We start from the raw sequence: 17,955 nt of genomic DNA, 5'->3' as shown, positions 1-17,955 counted from the left end.
ATAGTATGGTATGATAAGCGTACTGAATATCGTGGTTAATGCCAATGTCAAGACAACATATCTTGCGTTTTGCAAACCATGCGAAAAAAGGCTGCTGATAGTCGCTCGTACTGTCAACAGCCTTTTTGTGGGCAAGCCTGGTTCCGATACTTTTGCTTTATTCTTTGAGATCAGCGTTTTCTGATAGGAACATAGATATAGGTTTCTTCCCCCAGGTAATACTCAAAATCAAACTTGGTATGATCAAAAACGTATCCGCTGTTGTCAAACCAGTCGTTGAAAATAAAGTGCCATGTCTTTTTTATATTCTCGTGCAGCGCAAAAACATCCGCCCCTTTGGAAACCCGGAATACGGCGTACTCTGCTTTTGGGATATCCAAGGTTTCCATACCGGCTGGGGCAAAGCTTTTGCTCTCGACCACCGGTCCAAAGAAATAATAAAGTTCATCACCCGTTCCCTCGGGGTGCATCCACAATCCGACCTCACCGCGGCCGGCAGCACTGAGTTTTGCGTAGTCCTCCTTGCTGATGCCGGAGAAATCTTTTCCCAACCAGTAGGCACCATTCTCACGGATATCAATTTCGCTTTCGGGTTTCAGGACGTATCCGACCGCTATAAAAGCCGGAAAAACTTTTATTTCTGGTTTCATAACAAATTTCGCTCCTTTCAGCTTTTTATACACCAATGGTGCAAGTCCGAATTTTCGGGTGAAGGCGCGGGTGAATCCTGACACGGTATCAAAGCCGGAATCCATCGCAGTCTCCGTAATGCTGCTTCCGAGCAGCAACTGGCTTGTCGCCGCACACAGACGCCGATCCCGCAGATATTCCGCTACTGCCATGCCGTTAACACTTCGAAACACGTGAAAGAATTGGTAGAAGGAGTATCCGAACCGCTCCGCCAGCTCTGCAGGCGTCAATTCCTCCTGCAGATGCTCTGCAATATAGTTCCGGCATCGAGCCATGTTCTCTCTGTAACCCATTCGTTTCACCACCTTGGTCTGTATTTTATCACATACTTGCCTCATTTGCTTTTCCGTTCTTGTGAAGTTCCAATGAATGGACAAAGTTTTAGCAGACCGCGTTCCGTTTACGGTGATATGCAGGCGTTTGTCCAGATGCTCAAGGACATGGGCTATGAGCGTGTGGAGCTGATAGACACGACTGACGGCCGCTTTATGACACCGAAGGAGGTCAGACGCCTGATGCTTTGCGGCTCAACATTGCTGGCGGGAAAAAAGTAATCGGTGTGGCATTCGTTTGCCGGTCTGCACCTAAGACTTGTTTGGCAGAGGACCATGACGCCAGCAATCGACGGCGAATACTGCGACTACTACATTACGTGAAACAGAAAACGGAGAAGCTCGTATCGGCCAATGGCTGATATGAGCTTCTCATAGTTTTTTTCAGATTGCGCCGCTTCAGACCTTCCACCCGGCGGCTTGCTTGCGCTCCACCACAAAGCGGCGGTAAAGCCCGTCCACGGCCACCAGATCCTCGTGGGTGCCCTGCTGGACGATCTCGCCGTGATCGACCACGAATATTCTGTCGGCGTTGCGCACGGTTTTCAGCCGGTGGGCGATCATGATGACCGTCTTATCGTGGGTCAATTCTGCAATGGCCTCCATGAGCTCCTTTTCATTTTCGGGGTCAACATTGGCGGTTGCCTCGTCCAGAATGATGATGGGTGCTTCCTTCATAATCGCCCGGGCGATAGAGATGCGCTGGCGCTCGCCGCCGGAAAGCGAGCTGCCTGCCTCGCCGATGACGGAGTCAAAGCCGTCCGGCAGTGCCATGATAAAGTCGTAGCACCGCGCCTTCTTTGCAGCGGCCTGCACCTCCTCCATGGAGGCATCGGGCTTTCCGAAGCGGATGTTATTGGCGATGGTGTCGGAGAACAGATAGACCCGCTGGAACACGAAGGAGAAATTGCGGATGAGGCTGTCGTAGCTGTATTCCCGCACATCCCGTCCGCCAAGGCGCACACTGCCGGACTGCACGTCCCAGAACCGCGCCATAAGATTGCAGAGAGTGGTCTTGCCGGAGCCGGAGGGACCGACGATAGCGACCGTGGCTTTTTCCGGGATGGTCAGGGACACGTCGTGCAGAATGGGCTTGCTGTCGTAGGAGAAATCCACATGGGAGAGAGCAATGTCCTCCCGCTCCGGCGACAGCTCTTCGCCGTCAATATCCATGGGCTCTACACGCAGAATCGCGTTTGCCTTGTCCACGCCGATGTCGATGGAGCGGAACAGAGCCGAAAAGCTCCCGGCAGAATCCAGCTGTTCAAAAAGGATAAAGGAGCAGATCAGCATCAAAAGGCAGTTTGTCAGCTCCATCGTTCCGCCGAAGTAAAAGACGATGGCGGCAGCGCAGACGGCAACGCCGGTGAGCTTGTTGACAACAAACTGCGCCAGCATATAAAGCACCGACGGGATCTCCATAGCAAAGGACGCCCTGCGGGCTTCCTCCACAGCGCCGTGTACCTGCGTTGCGGAATCGTGAGTCAGGTCAAAATTCTTGACCTCGGCAATGCCCTGCACATATTCCAGCACCTTGGACACAAGCCGTTCGTCGGCGTTGAACTTCCGCTGGGAAAGGGTCTGCTCCGCCCGCTGCATGGCGGCGTTGACGGCGAAGAACAGCACCAGTCCCGCCAGCGTGATAAGCCCCATGCGCCAGTCAAAGAGGAACATCATCACCGCAATAATGCCGGAGGTCAGGAAACCCCGGGTCGTGACCATAACCACGCGTGTGGCGACATTCGCCATATTTTCCATGGTGTTGGTGGTGACAGAGGTGACCTCGCCGAGACTGTTGTCGTTGAACCAGCCCATAGGCAGATACCGCAGATGCTCCGCAATCTCAATCCGCTTGTTGGCGCAGGCGCGGTAGCCTGCACGGGTCTGGAGCATGGTGGCCTTCCTATTGATGGCGATGGTCACAATCAGAGAAGCGACGATGATTCCAAGGCTCGTCCAGAGTGTCGCCATGGTGACATTCTTTTGCAGCAGCGCCTGAATGACAATGGCAGCGGCAGGAATACGCATGGCGGAGCAGATGGCGCTGACCACGCCCAGCCAGATGGATGCCATAAACAGCCTGCGGTTGTCCACCCCGCAGAAGGCAAAAAATTTTTTCAGTGTCTTGAGCATTACGCCACCTCCCCGTCGTCTTTGACGCTGATGTGGGCTTCCCACATGGTTTGATAAAGCGGGCAGGAAGCAAGCAGCTCCGCCTGTGTGCCGGCAGCTTCGATCCTGCCGTGATTCACGACAATGATCTGGTCTGCATCGGCGATGGTAGACAGGCGGTGGGCAATGACCAGCAGCGTCTTGCCCCGCACCAGCCTTGCCAGTGCCGACTGGATGACCGCCTCGTTCTCTGGGTCGGTGTAGGAAGTAGCCTCGTCCAGAATGACGATTGGCGCGTCCTTCAGCATGGCCCGGGCAATGGAGATGCGCTGCCGTTCGCCGCCGGAGAGGTGTCCGCCGGATGCACCGCATACGGTCTGATAGCCGTTCTCCAGCCCCATGATGAACGCGTGGCAGCCGCATTTCTTCGCGGCGTCAATGATCTCCGCATCGGTCGCACCCTTTCTGCCCATGCGGATGTTGTCTATAACCGAAAGTTCAAAAAGGTAATTATCCTGCGACACATAGGCGATGCGCTTCGTGCACTCCGCCAGCGGAAGTGTACGGATGTCCACGCCGCCCAGTTCAATGGCACCGTCCTTTACATCCCACAGGGAGGCGATAAGCCGCCGGGCAATGGTGGACTTTCCGCTGCCGGAGGGGCCTACAAGGGCATTGACTGTCCCCGGGACAATGTGCAGGTTGATTCCGTGCAGCACCTCCTTGTCATGGTAGGCGAAGCGGACATTTTTCAGCTCGATGGAGTTGTCCGCAGGCAGCTTTTCCGGACGTTCCGGGCGCTGCATATCCTCGCCGGACAGCACCTCTGCTACCTCGCCGACGATGGTCTTGACCTGTACAATGTCGTCGGTGTAGGAGAAGGCGGTGATCAGCGGCTGCATAACACCGAACGAAAGCACGATGACAGCCAGAAATGTTTCTGCCGACAGTGTGCCGTGCATATAAAGAAGGCAGCCCACCGGCAAAATGCCGAGAAGTGTTGAGGGGAATATCACCATTCCGGCTACCTGCCCGAAGAGACTTCCGCGCATCCAGTCAATGAAGCAGTCCGCGCCTTCCTTTGCGGCGGAGACAAACTTTGCGTAGCTGGTTTTGGACTGACCGAAGACCTTGATGACCTCAATGCCGCTGATGTATTCCACAGCCGTGTCGTTCAGTGCCTTTGTCGCGGTGACCGTGCGCTGAAACTTCTCGTGATAGCCGCTGAACATGGACGCGAAGCAGAGAGTTCCCAGCGGAACGACGATCAGCATGGAAAGGCCCATGCGCCAGTCCTCGAGGAACAGCAGCACCAGCACCGCCAAAGCACCCACAATGTTGGCGGTCATCTCCGGCAGAAGATGGGCCAGCGTGGTTTCAATGGAGTCCACCCGCTCCACGATAATGTTTTTATACGATCCGGAGGAACGGTCCAGCACCGCACCCAGGGGCAGCGTCGCCAGCTTATCCAGCAGCCGTGTGCGGATACTCGCCAGCACATGGAAGGTGGCGTGATGGGAGAGGGACGTGGACACGCTGTGCAGCACATAGCGCAGCACCCAGCAGCCCGCCATCCACGCGCAGAGCGTCAGGCAGTACGTCAGCTCCGCCGTGCCGTTTACCAGTGCGGTGATGAGCCGGATGATGATGAAATACGGAATAAGCGAGCAGGCGACGCCCAGCAGCGCCGTAAGGACGCTCAAAGCGTACTCGCCGTACCGCCCTTTTGCCAGCTCTGCCAGCCACGAGGCGGCGGAGCGCTTTGGCTCAATTTTTTTCATGGTGAACTCCTTTCGACTGCATTACGCAGCAAGATGCTTTTTCACGATCCGCTTGCCGATCATTGCGCCGATAAAGGCCGCCACGATCACACCGGCCACCAGCGCCACGGATACCCAGGACTGCAGCATCTGGGACGCGGCAAGGATGGCGTCCTGACGGCCATCGGTGACCATATGATCTGCCATCGCTTTCGCAGCAATCGCGTAGGGAATGATAGTGCTGCCGAATGCGGCCAGCACCTGATTGATGACATAGCTGACGGTCAGAGCCTTCGCATTGCCGTAGCCCATCTTCCGTAGCAGCAGCTCGGCAATGACACCGGAGAGAACAAAGAGGATGATGTACGGCAGATATCCGCCCATAATGGCACGGACGATACTGTAAATCAGGATCGCACCGGGCTTTTTCACCTTCGTGCCGATGATGAAGTAGACGATGCCCTCCAGCAGGGCGAAAAATACCGGCATCAGAATGATGGTAATGGGCGTTGCGTACAGGACGGAGCTGGCGAAGAAAATGACCACATTGATAAGGGCCAGCAGGACAACGGTGATGATGTCCTTGACTTTCAGTTTATTGGGGTTTGCAGTACTCATGGTAAAGACTCCTTTTTGAATGAAATATGGTTGAACGTCGCGGGTAACCGATGGTTCAATCGGCAAAAGTTATCGGCGAGAGATTTTGGCACAAATGAAAGTTTGAAAACGTAGGAATACTCTTTGTATTTCAAGTTTTTCAAACTGCACAGTTGGGACAAAAAATCCGTTGATAACCGCAGACGACTGGACCAGCGGTTACCCAAAGGACGGCGATCACAGGATAAGGCCGGCGGCGACCGATGCTGCCAGCAGGACGCAGAACACAGCATCCCACGCAGAGAACCGGAGCAACAGATAGTTGCTCTTGCGGCGGGTTAAGTCAATGCCCCGTGTTTCGGCGGAGGCGGACAGCGTCTCGGCGATGCGGATAACGCGCAAAGCCATCGGCACGGTCAGTATTTCGATATAGGACGGCAGCGCCCGCAGCTTCTGAAGCGGCGCTGTGAACGCGCTCCGGGTGCGGATGGATTGCCGCAGCAGCTTCATATCCCCGGACAGCACCGGGAAAAAGCGGAAGATCACCGCGACAATCATGATCAGCCGCTCCGGCAGGTGCAGATTACGCAGCGCCGCCAAGGTGCGGCTGGCCTCATTTCGTCCAATCAGCGTCCGCATGGAAATACCGACGGCGATGATGCGCGGGAACAGCACGAACATAAAGGAAAACACCGTGCCCGGCAGCAGGACGTTTGCCGTCCACAGGACCCCAAAGCTCATCCCGCCTGCCAGCGCCGTTCCGAACCAGCCGTCCGCTGCGGTCAGCAGGATCAGTGCCGTATATACGGCATAAACCAAGTGGTTGTTGGATGTGGAGATCACGACCAGCAGGGCCAGCCAGTAAAGCAACTTCGTTGCCGGGTGGAATCGTTCTTTATGCTGTTTTTTCGCCGGAGCATCGGAAGGATGAAAGCCCTCCATATATCGCTGGGCTGCTTGCAAATCTCGTTCCGAATGAACGGGTAATTCTATTTCTGCATGCCCATCCGACAGCCCAATGCAGCGGTCACACGCACCTGCAATTAGCTCAGGGTCGTGGGTGATGATGAGAACAGTCTTTTCCTTCCGCATCTCCCGGATCAGTTCCGCGCACCGCTCCAGACTTTCCGCATCCTGCCCTGCCGTTGGCTCATCCAGTATGACGATTGGCTTGTCGGATAAATACGCCATCATCAGCGTCAGACGCTGCATCTGCCCGCCGGAGAGGGAAAAGGGATGCCGGTCGCGGCAGTCCCATAGATCCATACTTTTCAGCAGCGCTTCCGTTTTTGCTTCAAACTCCGGTGTCACCGCATGGCCGTATTGCAGTTCGTGCAGGACGGAGCCTGTGAAGAACTGGAACTCCGCCTCCTGAAGGATGAACAGCACTTGCTTTTGCAGCTGCTTTGGATTTTGCGGCTTTCCGAAAAGCATTATCCTGCCGCCGGAGGGGCGGTAAAGCCCTGCAATCAGCTTGCCGATGGTCGTTTTACCGCAGCCGTTTGCGCCCACAAGGCCGATGATCTCATGCTCACGGACGGAAAAACTGACACTGGAGAGGGTATCTCCGGCCTTCCAGCCGTATGTATAGCGGACATCTGAGACGGCAAGTGCCGTCGGCGCGGTTTTCGGCAGCGGCTCTTTCTTCGGCACAGCGATCTCCGTAAGGTCGAGCGTGCGCAGAGAAAGTGTTTGTCTCTGCTCCGCCGAGAACGCCTTTGCCTCTGCGGCAGTGTATTTTCCTTTGATCTCGCCGTCTACCATGACCCAATATTCATCGGCAATATCCGTAAGATAATAGAGCCGGTGCTCACTGAGCAGCAGCGTTTTGCCCTGCCTTTTCAGCGCCAGCAGAATCTCTTTTAACTGCTGCGTGGCTGCAAAGTCGAGGTTGGCCGTCGGCTCATCCAGCAGGAAAATATCCGTATCCATCGCCCATGCCGAGAGGATGGAGATCAGCTGCCGCTCACCGCTGGACAGCTCGTAGACGTTGCGGTCCTTCAGCCGCTCCAGATGAAACACACGGAACGCCTCGTCCACTTTCTGCCGTATTTTCTCTTGCGGCAAGCCATGGTTTTCAAGTCCAAAAGCAACCTCGCTTGAGCTGTTCACGGTAAAAAACTGACTTCGCGGATCCTGAAAAACCGAGGCGGCCAGCTCGCCGATCTCGCCGATACGCATCCCAGCGGTGTCCTGCCCGTTCAGGCGGCAAAAGCCCTTCAGCTCTCCCTCGTAAAACTGCGGTATCAGTCCGTTGATGCACCGCAGCAGCGTGGATTTTCCGCATCCGCTGCCTCCGCAAAGCACTACACAGCGTCCCGCCGGGATGCTGCCGCCGAGCTTTTGCAAAGCAGGATGTTTTTCTTCTGCATATTGAAATTCAAATTCAAAATCTATCATCGTAAACTCTTCTCCTGGTTAGCCATCTCTAACTGACGTCCGTAAGAAATGGGCGTCCGCACCGCCCATTTCCTTTGCCAATTTAATTCAGGCTGTCACATAACTGCCGCCAGCCGGCATTGAAGAAGTCCAAAATCGACCGAAGGCAGGCGAACATTTCCTTCTCGTCCAGGTGCTCATTGAGCAGCTGCCTGAAATACCAAAATTGAGAACCCATCAGCAGGCGAATCGCATCCTCGTTGGGCACTTTGGCGTAGACATCGGAGAAGAATTTAACAGTTTCATTTGTTTTACGATTCATAAGTTCCTTGAGCATTTCTTCTACAGAGCTGCCATCGCTGCGGCAGAAAAATAAAGTGCAGTCGTCATAGTGCTCGGTCAGAAGACGAAAATAGACCTTCTCCTCGGTGCGGATAGCACAAATGATATCCTCCGCCCGACCGCTTTCCTTCGCTTGGGCGTACTCCTCCACCGCCGGGGAAAACGCCTCATCCATCACCGCAAAAAAATCCTGTAAAAGGCTTACAAAGAGTGTGTCTTTGTTTTTGTATCTTGTGTAGATCGCCCCCGTTGTGACACCGGCTTTTTCCGCAATCTTGTGAAGCGAGGCTTTCTGAAAGCCGTGAGTAAGAAACTCCGAGTATGCAGCCTGAACGATTCCGTCATCCAGGGAGTGATCTCTATTTGCCATGTCTTCACCTCATATTTCGCAATAACGGCATTATTGATAACAACATTATTATAGCGTCAGTCTTGCAACTTGTCAATGCGTATTGCGATTGCTTCGCAAAAACACTCCTTGACAAATCTCGTCTCAGCTTACCATATATTTCTTTTCTCCTATACTTTGGAGCAAAAACTATATGTACTGACACCTATATTTGCTGTGGGCTGTGCTTTTTATCTCATTTCTTACTTTTGAAAAACCTCCTGTTTTTTAGTAATGCGGTCGCCAAACCACTACTTTTTTACAAGAGGTTCTTCTTTTTTCAAAGTCTTTCCGCTCGCACCAAGCTCGCCTTGTTTTTTGTCGCTCCGCTCTTTTTTCTTCCCTCAGTAGTACCGAGGTTTTTTTCCACGTCTAAAGACAACAAAAAATTCGTCCTGCACCGAAACGGTCCAGGACGGAAAAATTGTGGTTATTCTTCAGATTCGTGCGGCAGCTCCTGCGCCTCTGGCTGCGCCGGCTCTGTCGTCTTTTCCGGATTCACCGGCTGCTCCGTATCCGGCGCCTGTTCGGCCGGCGAACCAGTCTGGTTGTTCTGCGGCGGGCAGGACTGCGGATCCGTCTGATCTGACTGGCCGGCCTGCGGCGGCGTGCCGGTTCCATACGGCGACGGATATGCGCCCGGCTGTCCGTACTGCGGCGGATATGGCTGATACGGCTGACCTGCCTGCGGTGCGCCCGTTCCATACGGCGGTGGGTATGCGCCCGGCTGTCCGTATTGCGGCGGATACGCCTGATACGGCTGGCCTGCCTGCGGCGTACCGGTTCCATACGGCTGGCCTGCCTGCGGCGTACCGGTTCCATACGGCGGCGGATATGCGCCCGGCTGGCCGTACTGCGGCGGATATGGCTGATAATACTGCGGCTGCCCCGGATAACCGCTCTCCGGCGGCGCCGGGAATCCATACATCCGCTCGTAATAGAAAGCGGCTTCAGCTGCGCGCATATAGGGGTTCAGCCACAAATACCCGATGCCGAAAGTAAACGCGCAGAGCAGCGACCACCCGATAAAGCTCAGGTTCAGGCAAAACAGACGGCCCTTATAACCGGACATCATCTCTTTGGAACGCGTAATGGCTTCCATCACGCCCATCTCCGGATATTCCGCCAGAAGATACGGCGCCATCGCATACCGGTATGATGCAATGATCCCCGGAACGATAAACAGCAGCGACCACAAAAAGACGAAGAGGCCTGTCAGCAGGTAGAGACCGAGTGCTTTTCCAAAAATCTGGAACCGGGAAAACAGCACCGAAAACTGCGGGCGTTCTCCGCGGATCAGCTTCGTGTTATAGAGACAAAGTCCAAGCTCAACTGCACCGCCGATCAGCAGGTACACCAGGGAAATGACCGCCGCGATGGACAGAAAGACCCAAAAGACCGGACTGCGGAAAAACTCGCCGAAATAACGCCCCAGCTCATATCCTAAGCTATATTCTGGACTTCCCTGCCCGGATCCAAAATCCGAAGGCGAGAACTTAAACTGAACCGACGGCGACGGCAGGGAAATTCCATCACCGCCGCCCAGCAACGCCGCAACCAACGCCACACCGAGCGCGGTTCCCCAATTACCCGTAAGCGCATTCCGCGCGTATTTTCGGTAATCTGCCGCATAGTATCGCATAAAAATACCTCCGCATGATAAAATCGCAAAAAAATGTTGGTTTTATCATACCACACCAGTGTCTGTTTGAAAAGCTTTTCCTTACTTTTTCACAATATTGTAATACGTTTTGGCTGTAATTCGGTATACAACCGCATATACTGCGGCAAATACTGTGCAGGTAATGCCCAAACAGACGAGCGTCACACCGGTATTCGTCAGCATGAACGCCTGCAGCATATGAATGACCATCGGCGTAACCGCCAGCATGTGCAGCAGCGCCATCCCGAGCGGCAGGAAAAAGACGATGAGAATCTGACGGTTGATCGTCGCGCGGACCTCGCGGTCGTCCATACCGACCTTCTGGAGGATGGCAAAGCGTTCGCAGTCCTCCATTCCCTCTGAAACCTGTTTAAAGTAAATAATCAAAACGGTATTGGTCAAGAAGAGAATCGCAAAGAATGCCCCGAGGAACACCAGCCCGCCGTAAAGTGCATAGCCCTCGATCCGGCTGCAGTAAATGGAGCTGAAACTCGTAACAATACCATCTGTCTGCACATTTTTGACTTCCTGAATCATTTTCTGGTCAAGTGCGTCGCTAAACGCAAGGCCGTCCTCGTTCGCGGCTTCTGTATTCAGGCACATCACCGACACGTAGTTTCCTTCCACAGAAAACACATCCTGTGCAAGCGCAATCCCGGCCGCCTCATCTTTTACAATCAGATAAACCGCGTCTGAATCCTGTCCGTTTTTCCCGTTCGTCAAAGCGGTGCCCGGCAAAACGGCCTGGATCGAAACCTCCTGCAGCAGCTGGGTTTCAAGGTACGAAAGATTCTCCCCGGAAAATTCGGCGACAAGCAGCACTTCCCCATCGTTTAAGGTTCGGTTCGTGCCCTCCAGGCGGTTCAGGTCTGCAAGCGGTACAATCCGCACACCGAGCGCCTCATTCACGCCGTCGAAATTCACAAGGCGATGGAAGGATATCGCATGATAGCGCTTTTCTTCGGTAATTTTTACATGATTCTGCTCTGCAAGCGCCGGAAGCGCGTCCGCCACCCGCTGCATCATCTCGTCACTTTGTTCCGCCTCATAACGCAGGACAAAATCGTCCGGATTCTGCCGTTTCAGGATGTCCTCCTGTCCCAAAAAGAGCGAGGTGCACGCCGCAACCGTGAACATCACCATCGTGGACAGAATGCAGATGTTGGCAAGCCCTGCGGCGTTTTGTCTCATCCGGTGCAAAAGCCCGGAAACCGCAATAAAATTCTGTGGCTGATAGTAAAACCGCTTCTTTTTCTGCAGGCCGCGGAGAACCACTGCACTGCCTGCTGTAAACAAAAGCCAGGTTGCCAGAATGACAAGGATAACCGCCGGCCAAAACAGCAAAAACACAAACACCGGATCGGCCACGACGATCGACGCCCCATATGCCAACCCAAGCAGCAGAAGTCCCAGGATCGACAGCGGCAACACCCCGCGCAGTTTCTTCTCTCCGCGTTTTTCGCCCTTCAGCAGATTGATCGGGCTGGAAAGACGCACTTGAAACAGGTTATAAAGCGTGGTCAATAAAAACAGAATGGCAAACATTCCGGCTGTCGAAAAAAATGCCCGCGGTGCAAGGGCATAGGCACTGCCCTGTGCGGTATCGAGCACCAGCATCAGAAGTCTGAAAATCAGCCGACCGAATACGCATCCGTTCGCGATTCCAAGCACAAGCGAAGTTGCGCTGAGCATCAGGTTCTCCCAGAAAATCACTCTTCCGACATGGCGCTTTTCAAGCCCCAACACACCATAAAGACCGAATTCCTTTTTCCGGCGCTTGATCAGAAAGCTGTTGATATAGAGCATATATCCCACAGTAAACAGACTCATAACCGCAAGTCCCACTGCCAGAATGGTCTGTGTGGTCATGCCGTTGCTCAAATTTGCAATACTTTTCGACGCAACCAGATTGGTAATGATAAAATACATTGCCGACATAATCACAGACGCAATCAGATACGGAACATACAGCCGCCTGTTGCGTTTCAAATTGGAAGCCGCCAGACGAAGATAAAAACACTTAGCCAATGTCTGCACCCCCGTCTGAAAGCACAGAAAGCATCGAGACAATTTTATCAAAGAATTCCCGGCGTGTGCTGTCTCCGCGGTACACCTGGCTGAACAATTCTCCGTCCTTGATAAACAGCACGCGGGACGCATAGCTTGCCGCCATCGCGCTGTGGGTCACCATCAGGATCGTCTGCCCGGAATGATTGAGCTCCGAAAAGATGGAAAGCAGCTTCGTAGAGCTTTTGGAATCGAGCGCGCCGGTCGGTTCGTCGGCAAGCAGAAGCTTCGGATTTGTAATGACCGCACGCGCTACTGCAGCGCGCTGCTTTTCTCCGCCGGACACCTCATAGGGGAATTTCTGCAGCAGCGCAGTCAGGCCGAGCTGTTCCGCAATGGGACGCAGGCGTGCTTCCATCTGCTCCAGCTTCGTACCCGAAAGCACCAGCGGCAACAGGATATTATCCTTGAGCGTAAAGGTATCCAACAGGTTGAAATCCTGAAAGACAAAGCCGAGGTTATCGCGCCGAAACGCGGAGAATTCCCGGTCTTTGATTGTTTTAAAGTTTCTGCCGTCCAAAAAGATCTCTCCGGCAGTCGGTTTATCCAGCGACGCGATCATATTGAGCAGCGTGGTCTTTCCCGAACCGGACGCGCCCATAATGGCAACGTATTCCCGGTCCGAGACAGAAAAGCTGATATCGGAAAGCGCGGTGCACTGCTGCCCGCCCAGGCGGGTATTATACACCTTTCTGACATGCTGCACCTGTAATAATTCCATGATAGATTCCTCCATTTTGCTGAGCATGTCTTTATTGTACCGGATCCGCCGAACCTCTGCCATCGCTTTTCCTTACATTTTCCTGCCCTAGTCTTACAGTTTTGTAAGATTGCCGTTTACAGGTCGGATTCCTGCTTGCGCTCCGGAAACCGAAGCGTGACCCGCGTGCCTTTGCCGACCTGGGAATCTGCAGAAATCCGGATGGAAAGCCGATCCGCAGCTTTTTTTGCCATATAGAGACCGATGCCGCTTGCCCGGCGGTCCTGCCGGCCGTTGTATCCTGTAAAGCCCTTTTCAAATATTCGCGCCGTATCCTCTGCACGGATGCCGATTCCCTCATCGGCAACCGTAAGGGTGTTTTCGGCTGCAAAAATCCGGATTGTCCCGCGCGGGGTATATTTAACGGCATTGGAAAGCAGCTGCTCAATGATAAAGGCAAGCCATTTGCTGTCGGTCGACACCACCACACCCGGATCCGTGATGGAAACCGCCAGCTTCTTGTAAATAAACAGCACGGAATATTTTTTGACACAGCTGTTGATGATGTCCCGCAACGGATAATCGCGGATCACCAGATCGCTGGAAAAGTCCCCCATTTTCGCATATTGCAGCGCCATTTCAACATACTGTTCCATTTTAAACAGTTCCTGTTCCAGCACCGGGTCACGGTGCGTTTCCCCCTGCAGGCGCAGCCGGATCGCCGCAATCGGCGTTTTGATCTGATGCAGCCAGCGGGTATAATATTCCAGCTGTTCAAAATGCACCTGCTTGAGTGCGTTCGTGTTTTCGAGCAGCATCTGGTAGAGCTGCTCGACGATCGCGCCGTAAAGCTGTTCGATCTGATTAGACGCTTGCGGCAGTTCCGGCCTGTATTCCGTAAGGCTGCGGCAAATTTCCGTAAGGCGCCTGCATTTCCGGCGAAACCGCATACCATCCACAAACGCAAATACCAGCATTCCATAGGTCAGCACCCCCAGAAGATAGAGGGTCAGCTCCGCCTTGGCAGCATAAGCAAAACAAATGAGCGATACCGCCGCGGCCGCAAACAGATAAAAACAAAAAACAGCCCGCCGATATCGGATGTATTCTTTAATCATGGATCCAATACCCCACTCCCTTTTTGGTCGCGATAAAGTCGTGCAGGCCCGCTTTGCTGAGCTTCTTCCGCAGCCGGTTGATGTTGACAGTCAGCGTGTTGTCGTCAACGAAACTTTCACTGTCCCAGAGATTCTGCATAATCTCTTCCCGTGTCACCACACTGTTTTTATGTTCCATCAGTATCCGCAAAATTTTCAGCTCATTTTTCGTCAGTTCGATCTGCGCCCCGCCAACGTTCAAAACACCGGCGCCGAGCTCCAGCACCGCACCCTGCGCCGTCAGGACGGTCGTTTCCCCCTGGTAGCTGTATGCACGCCGGAGCAGGGCATGAATTTTTGCCACGACGACCTCCATGGAAAACGGCTTGACAATATAGTCGTCTCCGCCCATGTTCATCGCCATCACGATATCCATATTTTCCGTACGGGAAGAAAGGAACAAAACCGGAACTTTGGAGCGTTTCCGAATTTCAGCACACCAATAATATCCGTCGTAAAACGGCAAAGAAATATCGAGCAGCACAAGGTGCGGCTGGAACGTTAAAAACGTCCCGGTCACATCGGAAAAATCCTCTGCGTATTCCGCGTCAAAGCCCCAACGCTGCAGATATTCGGCAAGCAGCTGTGCAATGGTGCGGTCATCCTCCACGATCAAAATCCGATACATCCTGCTGTTCCTCTCTTTGCTTGCGGATTGGTATTTTTGAAATGGCGCCGGCTTGCGGATTTCACGCGAATTTTCCGGCAACCGAATTCCTTCCGTTTTCGGGTGAACCGCCAAACCGTTTCATTCGGCGGTCTCTATTCGGCAGACGCCATTTTTACAAAATCCCCGCCGGAAATTTACCATCATTCTATCACAAAAGCAGATCTGTGAAAAGTGCCGGCGGCCAGCATGCGGCGGCTTTGCTGAAATTTCAGTACAGCAAAACACGCTGTCCGCCGGGGCCCCGGAAAACAGCGCATAAGGGATGCAGGTTGCGATTATTCTGCTTTCAGGCGCAGCCGGTCTGCCTCTTCTGCCTCGAGAACCGTATAGGCAATTTTTCCGACACGCGTTTTAGGAAATTCTTCCCGGAACTCAATTTCATACGGCATGGAATATTTTGCGATATTCTTCCGGCAATAGGCCAAAATTTCTTCTCGAATTGCATCCGTCGGCAAAATGCCCTTTTCCAAAATCACGAACGCCTTGACCTTCTGCATCTTGTACGGATCCGGAACCCCGATCACACAGCTCGCCTGTACAAGCGGGCATCCGTCGATAATGCTCTCCAGCTGGGAAGGATAAATCGAATATCCGGAAGATATAATCATCCGTTTGATCCGCTGCTTATAGTAGACAAATCCGTCCTCATCGATGACGCCGAGGTCTCCGGTGTGCAGCCAGCGTTTGCCGTCCGCATGAATCCGCAGCGTATCTGCCGTTTCTTTCGGCTGATTGATATATTCCATCATCACCGATGGACCGCTGATGCAAATTTCGCCTTCCTCACCGAACGGGACCTCTTCGGTTGTACCGGGTTCTACAATCTGATAGAAGGTATCCGGGAACGGCAGTCCGATGCTGCCAACCCGCGACGTATCGTACGGCGTCAGACAGCTTGCCGTTACGCACTCTGTCGTGCCGTAGCCTTCGCGGATCTGCACAGAAGCATTGTGCTCTTTCAGAAAACGGTCAAAATTCTTTTTCAGCTCAATGGAAAGCGAATCTCCGCCGGAAAAAACGCCGAACAGGCAGCTCAAATCGACGCCTTCCATGTCGGGATTATGCAGGATGGCCTCGTAAAGCGTCGGAACACCGGCAATGTAGTTCGGTTTCTGGGTACGCAGCAGCTCCGCGTAGCTTTTCGCGTTGAAGCGCGGAACCAGAATACAGCGGCATCCGCCGGTCAGCATCAGATGGATGCAGACGCCCAGTCCAAAACCGTGGAACATTGGCATGACAGCCAGCATGGAATTGCCCGGAATCAGGCAGTGCGCCATTGCGCCGGTCTGCAGCGCAAGTGCGTTAAAATTGAGGTTCGAGAGGAGAATTCCCTTGGTCGTCCCGGTTGTCCCGCCGCTGTAGAGAATTGCGGCCGGATCTTTTCCGCGAAGCGGCTCTTCGCAGCCACCGGATGCATTTCCGCCTCCGGAAAGAAATTTTTTCCAGGATAGGACGCGGTCGCTGTAGACAACCGAACCGGAATTCTTCCGCTGCAGGATCCGATAGCCGATCTTTTTGATGGTTCCAAGCGCATCGCCGACGTTCGCGACCACCATCTGCCGGAACCGGCCTGTTCCGAGAAGCGGCGCAAATTTATCGTAGAATTGATCGAGGATCACCGCGGCAACACTGTCGGATTCCCGCAGGAAAAATGCAATTTCCCCTTCGCTGGAAAGCGGATGGATCATATTGGCAATCGCGCCGATCTGATTGAGCGCGTAAAAACTCACGACGGTCTGCGGAAGGTTCGGCATGCAGATCGTGACGCGATCCCCGCGGCGGATACCGATCGCCTGGAACGCTTTGGCGCACGCATGAATTTCCTGCATCATCTGCGTATAATTGGTCGTTCTCCCCATAAAGGTATACGCCGCATTGTCGGGATACTGCTCCGCTGCGCGCGCAACCAGCGCCGACATGGAAACATCCGGGTAATCAATGGTATGGGGGACACCGTGATAATACTTTAGCCATGGCGCTTGCTTATTCATCTGCTGACAACTCCTCTACCGGCCTTTCCAGCAGGCTTGGGTCCTGCAGCAGGCGCTTTAATAATTTGATCGTTTTCGCATAATAATATCCGTCCGCAATCCGCTCGTCAAGCGTAATGCCGATATCCAGCACATCCCGGATCTGCGCATGTCCGGTTTCATCATAGACCGGCGCTTTGTGCCGCTCTCCAATCACCACGAACACAGAATTGGTGCCCCAGTTGTTCAGATGATGATACGCAGCATTGAGCTTAATGCTGCCAAGATTGGAAATGAACACACTGGCAAAATCCGGATCTTCCTTAATCAGGAAGTACGGCGCCTTGCCGTAAAAGTCCAGAGTCCGCAACAGCCACATGACAAACCGCAGCAGAAAACGCGGCAGCTTGCCGAGGATGCCCATAAAATTGGTGGAATTGTCGACTTTTCCACGCCGGGCGCCTCCAACCTCTTCCAGGATTCGGTTATGAACCGTTTCGAGCGTGGCATCCTTTCCAAAATCCAGGAAAATCAGCGATTCGTGTCCGTCGTCGCTGAATTTCTTTTTGGCAACAAAGGCGACGCTGATCCGGTCGCGCTCATAGATCCGGCGACCTGCAATAAACCGGTTCATCCGGGGCCGCAGCGCAAGCGTACGCACCATGGCTGCCGCAATCACATGGAAAAATGTATATTTCTCATCCGGATTCGCCGCGTTCTTTTCCTCCAGATACCGCATCATTTCTGTCAGATCAATCTGTTCGCTGATAAACGCCTCGCAGTCCGCCCGGTTTGGCAGCAGATACGGCATAAAAATATGCATCGGGTCAAGCCCGCGAATCCGCCGGCCATCCCGCCGGTCGCCGAAGCGGCGTTTTGGTTCCTCCACCCTGTGTTCCCCTCACTTTCTGCACCGATTCCGCATCGGCGCACACAAATTCTCCGCGCAAAAAGGCCCGCAAACTTTCCGCACGGTCAAAGGAAGCTGTTTTTGTTTATTTTCGGTCACTCAGGCCAAAAACTGTTGATTTTCATTATATCGGTTCCGACAAAATGTGTCAAGGAACTAGTCTGAAGTTTCTGGGATTTTCAACGAAAAATTCAGAAAGTTTTCGAAAAAATGCATTG

At 53.5% G+C, this 17,955-nt stretch carries 14 protein-coding genes and 1 pseudogene; 1 reads left to right on the top strand and 14 read right to left on the bottom strand.

Translation table 11 applies throughout. From position 1 onward, the window contains the following. Positions 1-170 precede the first annotated feature (170 nt). Positions 171-983 (bottom strand): AraC family transcriptional regulator, encoded by an 813-nt coding sequence (locus IAG03_RS01990; protein WP_249318023.1) that lies wholly within the window; start codon positions 981-983, stop codon positions 171-173. 72 nt (positions 984-1,055) lie between these two features. On the opposite strand from IAG03_RS01990, the gene IAG03_RS01985 reads away from it, so the two are divergent. Beyond that, positions 1,056-1,244: a hypothetical protein gene (locus tag IAG03_RS01985; RefSeq protein ID WP_249318022.1), complete on the top strand. Its 189-nt coding sequence runs from the start codon at positions 1,056-1,058 to the stop codon at positions 1,242-1,244. Between the two features lie 177 nt (positions 1,245-1,421). Here the strand turns inward: IAG03_RS01985 and IAG03_RS01980 are convergent, their stop codons facing one another. The 13 genes and pseudogenes from IAG03_RS01980 to IAG03_RS14335 all read right to left on the bottom strand — a co-directional run bounded on the left by IAG03_RS01980 (position 1,422) and on the right by IAG03_RS14335 (position 17,716). Continuing rightward, the gene (locus IAG03_RS01980) at positions 1,422-3,155 is read right to left on the bottom strand and encodes an ABC transporter ATP-binding protein (RefSeq protein WP_249318020.1); all 1,734 of its coding nucleotides are present in this window, start codon (positions 3,153-3,155) and stop codon (positions 1,422-1,424) included. Beyond that, complete coding sequence (locus IAG03_RS01975; protein WP_249318019.1) at positions 3,155-4,915, bottom strand: ABC transporter ATP-binding protein; 1,761 nt, start codon at positions 4,913-4,915, stop codon at positions 3,155-3,157. Before IAG03_RS01975 ends, IAG03_RS01980 begins: the two co-directional genes overlap by 1 nt. Before the next feature lie 21 nt (positions 4,916-4,936). Then, the gene (locus IAG03_RS01970) at positions 4,937-5,512 is read right to left on the bottom strand and encodes an MptD family putative ECF transporter S component (RefSeq protein ID WP_249318017.1); all 576 of its coding nucleotides are present in this window, start codon (positions 5,510-5,512) and stop codon (positions 4,937-4,939) included. A 216-nt stretch (positions 5,513-5,728) separates the two neighbouring features. Further along, the gene (locus tag IAG03_RS01965; RefSeq protein WP_249318016.1) at positions 5,729-7,891 is read right to left on the bottom strand and encodes an ATP-binding cassette domain-containing protein; all 2,163 of its coding nucleotides are present in this window, start codon (positions 7,889-7,891) and stop codon (positions 5,729-5,731) included. A gap of 82 nt (positions 7,892-7,973) precedes the next feature. Next, a complete protein-coding gene (locus IAG03_RS01960; protein WP_249318015.1) occupies positions 7,974-8,582 on the bottom strand; it encodes a TetR/AcrR family transcriptional regulator in 609 nt (202 codons plus the stop codon). Positions 8,583-8,696: 114 nt separating this feature from the next. Beyond that, positions 8,697-8,795: pseudogene (locus tag IAG03_RS01955) on the bottom strand (IS200/IS605 family transposase); the annotation flags it as partial. Between the two features lie 235 nt (positions 8,796-9,030). Beyond that, on the bottom strand, positions 9,031-10,242 hold the full coding sequence (locus IAG03_RS01950) for a DUF975 family protein (RefSeq protein ID WP_249318014.1): 1,212 nt from the start codon (positions 10,240-10,242) through the stop codon (positions 9,031-9,033). An 81-nt stretch (positions 10,243-10,323) separates the two neighbouring features. Then, on the bottom strand, positions 10,324-12,291 hold the full coding sequence (locus IAG03_RS01945; RefSeq protein WP_249318012.1) for an ABC transporter permease: 1,968 nt from the start codon (positions 12,289-12,291) through the stop codon (positions 10,324-10,326). Further along, entirely contained in the window at positions 12,284-13,051 is a 768-nt protein-coding gene (locus tag IAG03_RS01940) for an ABC transporter ATP-binding protein (RefSeq protein ID WP_249318011.1), read from the bottom strand. The genes IAG03_RS01945 and IAG03_RS01940 overlap by 8 nt, the downstream gene beginning before the upstream one ends. 116 nt (positions 13,052-13,167) lie before the next feature. Next, positions 13,168-14,148: a sensor histidine kinase gene (locus IAG03_RS01935; protein ID WP_249318010.1), complete on the bottom strand. Its 981-nt coding sequence runs from the start codon at positions 14,146-14,148 to the stop codon at positions 13,168-13,170. Next, complete coding sequence (locus tag IAG03_RS01930) at positions 14,141-14,815, bottom strand: response regulator transcription factor (protein WP_249318008.1); 675 nt, start codon at positions 14,813-14,815, stop codon at positions 14,141-14,143. Before IAG03_RS01930 ends, IAG03_RS01935 begins: the two co-directional genes overlap by 8 nt. Positions 14,816-15,132: 317 nt before the next feature. After that, positions 15,133-16,848, bottom strand: a complete 1,716-nt coding sequence (locus IAG03_RS01925) for a class I adenylate-forming enzyme family protein (protein WP_249318007.1) — start codon at positions 16,846-16,848, stop codon at positions 15,133-15,135. Further along, on the bottom strand, positions 16,841-17,716 hold the full coding sequence (locus IAG03_RS14335) for a 2-oxo acid dehydrogenase subunit E2 (RefSeq protein ID WP_249318006.1): 876 nt from the start codon (positions 17,714-17,716) through the stop codon (positions 16,841-16,843). Before IAG03_RS14335 ends, IAG03_RS01925 begins: the two co-directional genes overlap by 8 nt. Between the last annotated feature and the right edge of the window lie 239 nt (positions 17,717-17,955).

The organism is Yeguia hominis, assembly GCF_014384705.1.
Lineage (GTDB): Bacteria > Bacillota > Clostridia > Oscillospirales > Acutalibacteraceae > Yeguia > Yeguia hominis.
The sequence above is the reverse complement of the archived record's forward strand: the minus strand, read 5'-3'. Positions and strand labels throughout refer to the sequence as shown.

Bases quoted from the DNA above. Each gene is read 5' to 3' on its own strand.
- IAG03_RS01990 (WP_249318023.1), bottom strand. From the start codon at position 983: ATGGGTTACAGAGAGAACATGGCTCGATGCCGGAACTATATTGCAGAG.
- IAG03_RS01985 (WP_249318022.1), top strand. From the start codon at position 1,056: ATGAATGGACAAAGTTTTAGCAGACCGCGTTCCGTTTACGGTGATATG.
- IAG03_RS01980 (WP_249318020.1), bottom strand. From the start codon at position 3,155: ATGCTCAAGACACTGAAAAAATTTTTTGCCTTCTGCGGGGTGGACAAC.
- IAG03_RS01975 (WP_249318019.1), bottom strand. From the start codon at position 4,915: ATGAAAAAAATTGAGCCAAAGCGCTCCGCCGCCTCGTGGCTGGCAGAG.
- IAG03_RS01970 (WP_249318017.1), bottom strand. From the start codon at position 5,512: ATGAGTACTGCAAACCCCAATAAACTGAAAGTCAAGGACATCATCACC.
- IAG03_RS01965 (WP_249318016.1), bottom strand. From the start codon at position 7,891: ATGATAGATTTTGAATTTGAATTTCAATATGCAGAAGAAAAACATCCT.
- IAG03_RS01960 (WP_249318015.1), bottom strand. From the start codon at position 8,582: ATGGCAAATAGAGATCACTCCCTGGATGACGGAATCGTTCAGGCTGCA.
- IAG03_RS01950 (WP_249318014.1), bottom strand. From the start codon at position 10,242: ATGCGATACTATGCGGCAGATTACCGAAAATACGCGCGGAATGCGCTT.
- IAG03_RS01940 (WP_249318011.1), bottom strand. From the start codon at position 13,051: ATGGAATTATTACAGGTGCAGCATGTCAGAAAGGTGTATAATACCCGC.
- IAG03_RS01935 (WP_249318010.1), bottom strand. From the start codon at position 14,148: ATGATTAAAGAATACATCCGATATCGGCGGGCTGTTTTTTGTTTTTAT.
- IAG03_RS01930 (WP_249318008.1), bottom strand. From the start codon at position 14,815: ATGTATCGGATTTTGATCGTGGAGGATGACCGCACCATTGCACAGCTG.
- IAG03_RS01925 (WP_249318007.1), bottom strand. From the start codon at position 16,848: ATGAATAAGCAAGCGCCATGGCTAAAGTATTATCACGGTGTCCCCCAT.